Here is an 8,020-nt window from a genome sequence, read left to right as displayed (position 1 = left end):
CCCTCAAACACCACCGGCGCCAACTGCGCCCGCGCCGCATACAACGCCGCGGTATACCCAGCAGGACCCGAACCAATAACGATCACGTCGTGGACGTCGGAGGTGCTCATAAGCGGCCACCCTACTGCGAATCCGGTAAACGCCCGCCCAATCGCGCTGGCCGCCAAGGCAAAGACGTGAAGCAGCGCACACAACGCGCGGTTGTGCCTTCACAACACATGACCTCTACTGACGCCGTCGTAACTGGTGCACCATGGAAATCGCGACCCGTGGGTCCAACGACGAACTTGCGGGTGCCTAAAGACCCAACATCATCGCGATGCCGCGGCCCGACAGCCCATCCTGTGGCCGCATAACCGCAGACAATGCGTCGCCGCGAGGAATGAGAACGCCATATGACCACCGCACGTCCCGTCAAGACACGCAACGACGGTCAGTGGGCCCTCGGCGATCGCGAACCGCTCAACCACGCCGAGCAGTTCAAAAGCGACGACGCGCCGCTGAACGTGCGCGATCGCATCATCAACATCTACGCCAAAGAGGGCTTCGACAGCATCGCCAAGGACGACCTGCGCGGGCGGTTCCGCTGGATGGGCCTCTACACCCAGCGCGCGCAGGGCTACGACGGCAGCTGGACCGGTGACGAGAACACCGACAAGATCGAAGCCAAGTACTTTATGATGCGGGTCCGCTCCGACGGCAAGGCGATGACCGCGCACACGATGCGCACCCTGGGCCAGATCTCCACCGAATTCGCCCGCGACACCGCGGACATCAGCGACCGGGAAAACCTGCAGCTGCACTGGGTCCGCATCGAGGACGTCCCCGAGATCTGGCGCCGGCTCGAATCCGTGGGGCTGCAGACCACCGAGGCCTGCGGCGACTGCCCGCGTGGCATCCACGGGTCGCCGCTGGCCGGCGACTCGCTCGACGAGATCCTCGACCCCTCGCCCGCGATCGACGAGATCGTCCGGCGCTCGCTGAACAACCCCGAGTACGCCAACCTGCCGCGCAAGTACAAGACCGCGGTGTCCGGTTTGCAGGACGTCTCCCACGAGACCCACGACATCGCGTTCGTCGGCGTCAACCACCCCGAACACGGCCCCGGCCTGGACCTGTGGGTCGGCGGCGGCCTGTCGACCAATCCGATGCTGGCCCAGCGCCTCGGCGCGTGGGTGCCGCTGGACGAGGTCGCCGACGTCTGGGAGGGCGTCACCCAGCTGTTCCGCGACTACGGCTACCGGCGGCTGCGGGCCAAGGCCCGGCTGAAGTTCCTGGTCAAGGACTGGGGCGTGGAGAAGTTCCGCGAAGTGCTGGAAACCGAATACCTCAACCGCCGGTTGATCGACGGGCCGGCGCCCGCGCCGGTCAAGCACACCATCGACCACGTCGGGGTGCAGCGAATCAAGAACGGGCTCAACGCCGTTGGCGTCGCGCCGATCGTCGGGCGGGTGACGGGTAGCACCCTGTCGGCGGTGGCCGACCTGATGGAGAAGGCCGGCTCCGACCGGGCCCGGTGGACCCCTTTCCAGAAGCTGGTCATCCTCGACGTTCCCGACGACAAGGTCGACGAACTGGTCGCCGGCCTGGATGCGCTGGGCCTGCCGTCACGGCCGTCGTCGTGGCGCAAGAACACCATGGCCTGCACCGGAATCGAGTACTGCAAGCTGTCGTTCGCCGAAACCCGGGTGCGCGCACAGACTTTGGTGCCCGAGCTGGAACAGCGCCTGGCCGACGTCGATTCCCGGCTCAACCTGCCGATCAGCGTGCACCTCAACGGATGCCCCAACTCGTGCGCCCGAATTCAGGTGGCCGACATCGGGTTCAAGGGCCAGTGGATCGACGACGGCGACGGGAATTCGGTCGAGGGCTTCCAGGTGCACCTCGGCGGCGGCCTGGGCGAGCAGAGCGGCTTCGGCCGAAAACTGCGCCAGCACAAGGTCACCAGCGCCGAACTGGGCGACTACATCGACCGGGTCACCCGCAAGTACCTGGACGGCCGCCAGGACGGCGAGACGTTCGCCTCCTGGGCGCTGCGCGCCGACGAGGACGAGCTGCGCTGAGGCTTCGATGAACACGCTCGTACTCACCGCGCACGGCAGCCGCGACCCCCGGTCGGGCGCCAACGCCGAAGCCGTGGCCGACCGTCTCTCGCGGATGCGGCCGGACCTCGACGTGCGGCTGGCGTTCCTGGAACTCAACGCCCCGAACTTCGTCGACGTGCTGGCCGGATTGCCGGCCAGCCGCCGCGCCGTGGTCGCCCCCTTCCTGCTGGCCAGCGCCTATCACGCGCGGTTGGACATCCCGCAGCAGATCGCCGACGCCGGAGCGCACGGCATCAGGCAGGCCGACGTGCTCGGCGAGGACGATCGGCTGGTTTCGGTGCTGCGCGAACGCCTGGCCGAGGTCGGGGTGTCGCCACACGACGACGATCTCGGGGTGATGGTGGTCGCGATCGGCTCGTCGAACCTCGCCGCCAACGCGCGCACCGCGAAGGTGGCGGGCCGGCTGGCCGCCGGGACCCGATGGGCCGCGGCCACAACCGCATTCGCCACCCGGCCCGAGGCGTCGGTGGCCCACGCCGCCGACCAGTTGCGCCGCCGCGGCGCGCGCCGGCTGGTAGTCGCGCCGTGGTTCTTGGCGCCCGGCTTCATCACCGATGGCGTGTCAAAGTTCGCCCGCGACAACGGCATTGCGATGGCGGCGCCGCTGGGGTCGCACCGGCTGGTGGCCGAGACGGTGCTGGACCGCTACGACGAGGCGCTGGCCGACGACGCCGCGGCCTAAGCTTTCGCGGCCGCGGTGCGGCTGGTGATGTGGCTGAGCAGGTCGCGGATCGCTCCCGGTGGCGGCGTGCGCCCGCCGATCCAGATGGCCCGAAACTTGCGCCTTAGATCCAACTCCGGGATGTTGATCGCGTATAGCCGCCCGTCCGCCAGGTCGTCGGCGACCGCCAGCCGGCTCATGGTGGCCGGGCCCGCGCCGGCGAGCACGGCGGCGCGCATGGCCGCCGCGGAGGTCAGCTCCAGCACGGGTGTGGCCTGCTGCATGTCCTCGCCGAGCACCTTGCGCAACGCGGCCGTCAGCGAATCGCGGATACCCGAATGGGGTTCCCGGGCCACCAACGGCGTCTGCGCGAGTTCGCGCGCGGTCACCACCCGCGTCCGTCGCGCCCACTTGTGATTGGGCGGAACCACGATCACCAGCTCGTCCTCCCCCACTACGCAGCTGCCCAAACCCTTTGGCGTGCCCGGGTTTTCGACGAATCCGAGATCCGCGCTGCCGTCGCGGACCGAGGCGATGGCGTGCTCGCTGTTGGTGGCGGTCAGGATCACCTGAGGCGCGGTGTCGCCGTGCCGCGCCGCCTCGGCCTGCAGGGACAGCAGCCAGTGCGGCATGAGTTGTTCGGAGATGGTCTGGCTGGCCGCCACGCGGATGCGTTCGCGGCCCTCCTTACGCAGCGAGCCGAGACCCGCGTCGACCTCGTTGGCGACTTCGAGCAGACGGGTCGCCCAGTCCGCGACGATCAGCCCGGCGGGCGTCAGTTGCGAGCCGCGCGTCGTGCGCACGGCCAGCGTCACGCCGATCTGGGCCTCCATGGTAGCGAGCCGGCGGGAAATGGCCTGCTGGGTCAGCCCGAGTTGGCGTGCGGCCCGCCCGAGGCTGCCGGTCTCGGCGATCGCCAGAAACGCCTCGAACGACGCGAGTTCGGGCAGCCGGGGGCTGAGGGGCATGGGCGGCGGCTCACAATCAAATCGTGTGACACAACTATAGCTTGTGACACCACAACGCCGCACCTCTACTCACGCCCGGCACGAGCCGCTAAATTAGCCAGCCTGACCGTGTTTTGACGGCCGCACCCGGCTGACCCCGCTAGCCAGAAGGAAGGACAACCCCCGTGGCCTACGTGATCGCCGAACCCTGTGTGGACATCAAAGACAAGGCGTGCATCGAGGAATGCCCCGTCGACTGCATCTACGAGGGCGCGCGGATGCTCTACATCCACCCCGACGAGTGCGTCGACTGCGGTGCCTGTGAGCCGGTGTGCCCGGTCGAGTCCATCTTCTACGAGGACGACCTGCCCGACGAGCACAGCCAATACCTGCAGATCAACGCCGATTTCTTTACCGAGCTCGGCTCGCCCGGCGGCGCGGCGAAGGTCGGGCTGACCGAGAACGACCCCGCCCCGGTCAAGGAGCTGGAGAGCAGAGCCGAAGCTTCCTAGCCGTCGCGGGCCGCTAATCCCAGCCGGAGAGCCCGAACGTGTCGCTGGGCCGCCGGCCCGAAAGCTGCTGCACCACCCACTGGTTCATCGAGACCTGTTGTTCGGCGGCTTCGACCGCGAGGCGGCTGTGCAGCTCCGGGGAGGTCCTGATCACGATCGTGCCGCTGTAGCGGCGGTCCGCCATGGGGGTCGGAACCGTTTCGCCGGTCGACAACATGATTTCGACGTGGCGGTCGACGGCCGTCTCGATTTCGCCGATGGCCTCTTGCGCGGTCGGCGCTTCGCGCCGCATGAACGGCAATTCGAGACAGGTGCCGACATATTGGCCGTGGTACGGCGACCACGCGACGCGGTAGGTGTAGTGGTTCACGCCGGGTTGGTAGCACGGGTGCTAGCGGTTCCGCGAGTCACTCATCCCCACCCGAAGAGGTGCGCGCGGTGTTGGGGCGAGGCGGCGGGCTGGTGGGTGCGGCACGGCGGGCTGTTGGGTCCGGCACGGCCGGCTGGTGGGTGCGGCACCTCTCCGAGACGACAAAGCCCTTCTCAAATCCGCTAGCAGATGCGCTAGCGAATCCGAGAGTCAGCTACTCGTAAGGTGAGGCCATGCGGACAGCGAGAATCCTCCACGTCATCCGGCACATAGGGGCGGCCGCGGTCACCACCGTCACCGCCGCGTCCACCGTCAACGCCTACCGGCCCTTGGCGCGCGGCGGATTCCCGTCGCTGTACTCCTGGATGTTCGGCCTCGTCGTCACCGAATTACCGCTGCAGACGCTGCTGAGCCAGCTCGCCGGACTGGCGGTGACCGGCCGCCGCATCAACCCGCCGCTGCGCATCATCGCGTGGGTCGTCGCCGGCCTCTCGGCCCTCGGCCTGTTGAACCTCAGCCGCGCGGGCCATCGAGCCAACGTCCCGCTAACCGAGGCGTTGGACGACGGACTGGGGCCCGATCGGCTCACCGAGACGAGGGGTCTGTGGCGCCGGCCCGCCGGCGCCGGCACCGCCAAGACGCCAGGTCTCCTGAGGATGCTGCGGATCTACCGCGACTACGCCCACGACTCCGACATCGGCTACGGCGAATACGGCAGCGCCAACCACCTCGACATCTGGCGCCGTCCCGACCTGGACCCGGCCGGCAAGGCGCCGGTGCTCTTCCAGATCCCGGGCGGCGCCTGGACGACGGGGAACAAACGGGGACAAGCGCATCCGTTGATGAGCCACCTCGCCGAGCTGGGCTGGGTCTGCGTGGCGATCAACTACCGGCACAGCCCGCGCAACACCTGGCCCGACCACATCGTCGACGTCAAGCGCGCCCTCGCCTGGGTCAAAGAGCACATCGCCGAATACGGCGGTGACCCCGACTTCGTCGTCATCACCGGCGGCTCGGCCGGCGGCCACCTGTCGGCGCTGGCCGCGCTGACGCCCAATGACCCGCAGTTCCAACCGGGTTTCGAAGACGCCGACACCCGGGTGCAAGCGGCCGTGCCGTTCTACGGCATCTACGACTTCACCCGATTCGACAAGACGCTGCATCCGATGATGCCGGGGCTGCTGATCAAGTCGATCATCAAGCAGAAGCCCGACACGCACCTGCAGACGTTCAAAGCCGCGTCACCGGTCAACCACGTCAACCCCGACGCTCCCCCGTTTTTCGTCCTGCACGGGCGCAACGACTCGCTGGCCTACGTCGAGCAGGCCCGCACGCTCGTCGAACAGCTGCGGAAAACCAGTGCCCAACCGGTGGTCTACGCCGAATTGCCATTCACCCAACACGCTTTCGACATCTTCGGCTCGGTCCGCGCCGCGCACACCGCGGTCGCCGTCGAGCAGTTCCTCGCCGAGGTCTATGCGGCGCACCTGCGCGCCGATGTGCTTGCGGCGCCGGAGGTTTCGTAGGGGTCAGGCCTTGGGACGCACGCCGGCCGCCCGGTACACGAACACCGGGTCCACCGGCACTCGCAGCGCCGTCCGGGGCAGGGCTTCGAGCACCTCGTCGGGAATCTTCTTCTTGTAGTTGAGCCGCATCGAGCCGCTGAAGGCCGGGTCGACGCCGCGGAGATCGATGTCGATCCCGAGGCCCTTGTTGGTGATGGTGGCCCGCGCCGGACCCTTGTCGGTATCCCAGGGGCAGTCGATGGAGCGCAGGTTGGCGTCACCGCGGGCCGGGAAGGTGGCGACGATCCGCGCGGCGCTGAACGCGAACCCGCCCGTATAGCGGGAGACCCCGGAGGCCGAATACACCCCGGGCACATGGCCACTGAAGTGCCGGACCACCCCGACCCGTCCCGCGCTGAAGGTGATCCCCTCGGCTTCGAGTTCCTCGCGCAACGGCGCGGGCAGCTGGCCGATTTGGGTCAGGTTGCGAAGAAATCCGAACACGACCAGACCGTAGCCCGACGACCGATGAGCCCGCAGCCTTATTGCACGGTGACGGTCAGCGTGTAGGTGCACGCGGGCTTGGCGTCCTTGCCCACAAAGCTGGTGTAGGCCGTGCTGACCGTGGTGGTCCCCGGTTTCAGCGCGCTGAACGTCCACACCTCGGTGCCCGGCGCCCCCAGGGCGTCCGAGGCCGGCTGCTCGAACTCGTGACTGAGCTGCTTGATGACCGACGAGTCGCCGATCCTGGTGTCGGGGTTCCACCGGTAGGGCGTGGTGTAGTTGGAACCCAGCTGCACGATCAGGGTGTTGCCGACGGCGAGGGTGACGGTCTGGGTGATCTCGCTCTGCGTCAGCACGTCGGTCATGGGCACCTGGAGGGTTTTGGTCGACGGCGGGTTCCTGGAGGCGAAGTGGCAGCCCACCACCGTCGACAACACGAGCGCGGCGACTGTCACCAGCAGCCTGACCTTCACCAGATCCCCCTTCGGTGTCGCTCCGGAGCCTAATAGGTCTGATCCAGACCGAAGATAGGCGACGAGGACGCCATGCGTGGCGTCCGGCAGGATGGGCTGGTGTTTGGCCTCGAACTGATCGTTGCCCTGGTGTCCACCGTCATCGTGGGGACGGTCATCGGACGGCGCTACCGCGTCGGCCCCCCGGTGTTGCTCATCTTCCTGGGCGTCCTGGTGGGCCTGATCCCCCATTTCGCGCACATCCATGTCAACGGCGAGATCGTGTTGTTGCTGTTTCTTCCCGCGATCCTGTACTGGGAGGGCCTCAACACCAGCTTCCGCGAGATCCGGGCCAACGCGCGCATCATCGTCTTCCTCAGCGTCGTCCTGGTGATCGCCACCGCGGTCGCGGTGTCGTGGACGGCACGGGCGCTGGGCATGAACCCGCACGCGGCCGGCGTCTTGGGCGCGGTCTTGTCGCCCACCGACGCGGCCGCGGTGGCCGGTCTGGCCAAGAAGCTGCCGCGCCGATCGCTGACGGTGCTCAAGGCCGAGAGTCTGATCAACGACGGCACCGCCCTGGTCCTGTTCGCCGTCAGCGTCAACGTCGCGATCGGCGGGGCCTCGATCACCCCGCCCGAGGTGACCGTCCGGTTCATCGTTTCTTACCTCGGGGGCATCGCCGCCGGCCTGCTGGTCGGTGGCGCGGTGACGCTGCTGCGCAAACGAATCGACGCACCGCAGGAGGAAGGGGCTTTGAGCCTGGTGACGCCGTTCGCGGCCTTCCTGCTTGCTCAGTCGTTGGACTGCAGCGGCGTGGTCGCGGTGATGGTGTCAGCCCTGGTCCTCGCCTACGCCAGCCCGCTGGTGATCCGGGCCCGCTCCAGGCTGCAGTCCTTCGCCTTCTGGGACATCGCGACATTCCTGCTCAACGGCTCGTTGTGGGTGTTCGTCGGCGTCCAGA

At 67.9% G+C, this 8,020-nt stretch carries 10 protein-coding genes; 5 read left to right on the top strand and 5 right to left on the bottom strand.

Annotated features, from left to right (window positions below; genetic code table 11):
• A partial coding sequence (locus tag A5646_RS28765; protein WP_156752859.1) for an FAD-dependent oxidoreductase occupies nt 1–110 on the bottom strand: 110 nt, incomplete at its 3' end.
• A gap of 285 nt (nt 111–395) precedes the next feature.
• Here A5646_RS28765 and A5646_RS05315 point away from each other — a divergent pair.
• Both A5646_RS05315 and A5646_RS05310 read left to right on the top strand, forming a co-directional pair.
• A complete protein-coding gene (locus A5646_RS05315; RefSeq protein ID WP_067020391.1) occupies nt 396–2,063 on the top strand; it encodes a nitrite/sulfite reductase in 1,668 nt (555 codons plus the stop codon).
• A 7-nt stretch (nt 2,064–2,070) separates the two neighbouring features.
• The gene (locus A5646_RS05310; RefSeq protein ID WP_067020388.1) at nt 2,071–2,787 is read left to right on the top strand and encodes a sirohydrochlorin chelatase; all 717 of its coding nucleotides are present in this window, start codon (nt 2,071–2,073) and stop codon (nt 2,785–2,787) included.
• Here A5646_RS05310 and A5646_RS05305 read toward each other — a convergent pair.
• Nucleotides 2,784–3,734, bottom strand: a complete 951-nt coding sequence (locus A5646_RS05305; protein WP_067020385.1) for a LysR family transcriptional regulator — start codon at nt 3,732–3,734, stop codon at nt 2,784–2,786. The two genes, A5646_RS05310 and A5646_RS05305, sit on opposite strands and share 4 nt — an antisense overlap.
• 164 nt (nt 3,735–3,898) lie before the next feature.
• Here A5646_RS05305 and fdxA point away from each other — a divergent pair, with 164 nt between their 5' ends.
• On the top strand, nt 3,899–4,225 hold the full coding sequence (gene fdxA, locus A5646_RS05300; RefSeq protein WP_066871453.1) for a ferredoxin: 327 nt from the start codon (nt 3,899–3,901) through the stop codon (nt 4,223–4,225).
• A 13-nt stretch (nt 4,226–4,238) separates the two neighbouring features.
• On the opposite strand, the gene A5646_RS05295 is transcribed toward fdxA, so the two are convergent.
• A complete protein-coding gene (locus A5646_RS05295; RefSeq protein WP_066871448.1) occupies nt 4,239–4,595 on the bottom strand; it encodes a type II toxin-antitoxin system HicB family antitoxin in 357 nt (118 codons plus the stop codon).
• Between the two features lie 233 nt (nt 4,596–4,828).
• Here A5646_RS05295 and A5646_RS05290 point away from each other — a divergent pair, with 233 nt between their 5' ends.
• The gene (locus A5646_RS05290; RefSeq protein ID WP_067020382.1) at nt 4,829–6,121 is read left to right on the top strand and encodes an alpha/beta hydrolase; all 1,293 of its coding nucleotides are present in this window, start codon (nt 4,829–4,831) and stop codon (nt 6,119–6,121) included.
• 3 nt (nt 6,122–6,124) lie between these two features.
• Here A5646_RS05290 and A5646_RS05285 read toward each other — a convergent pair whose 3' ends face one another.
• Nucleotides 6,125–6,604, bottom strand: a complete 480-nt coding sequence (locus A5646_RS05285; protein ID WP_066871441.1) for a hypothetical protein — start codon at nt 6,602–6,604, stop codon at nt 6,125–6,127.
• A 38-nt stretch (nt 6,605–6,642) separates the two neighbouring features.
• Complete coding sequence (locus tag A5646_RS05280) at nt 6,643–7,077, bottom strand: protease inhibitor I42 family protein (RefSeq protein ID WP_067020379.1); 435 nt, start codon at nt 7,075–7,077, stop codon at nt 6,643–6,645.
• A gap of 99 nt (nt 7,078–7,176) precedes the next feature.
• Here A5646_RS05280 and A5646_RS05275 point away from each other — a divergent pair.
• Nucleotides 7,177–8,020 (top strand): Na+/H+ antiporter (locus A5646_RS05275; RefSeq protein WP_066877283.1); only part of this gene is annotated, 844 nt, incomplete at its 3' end.

Origin of the sequence: Mycobacterium sp. 1245499.0, assembly GCF_001673615.1 — a bacterium.
In the GTDB taxonomy this organism is placed as follows: Bacteria; Actinomycetota; Actinomycetes; order Mycobacteriales; family Mycobacteriaceae; genus Mycobacterium; species Mycobacterium europaeum_A.
The sequence above is the reverse complement of the archived record's forward strand: the minus strand, read 5'-3'. Positions and strand labels throughout refer to the sequence as shown.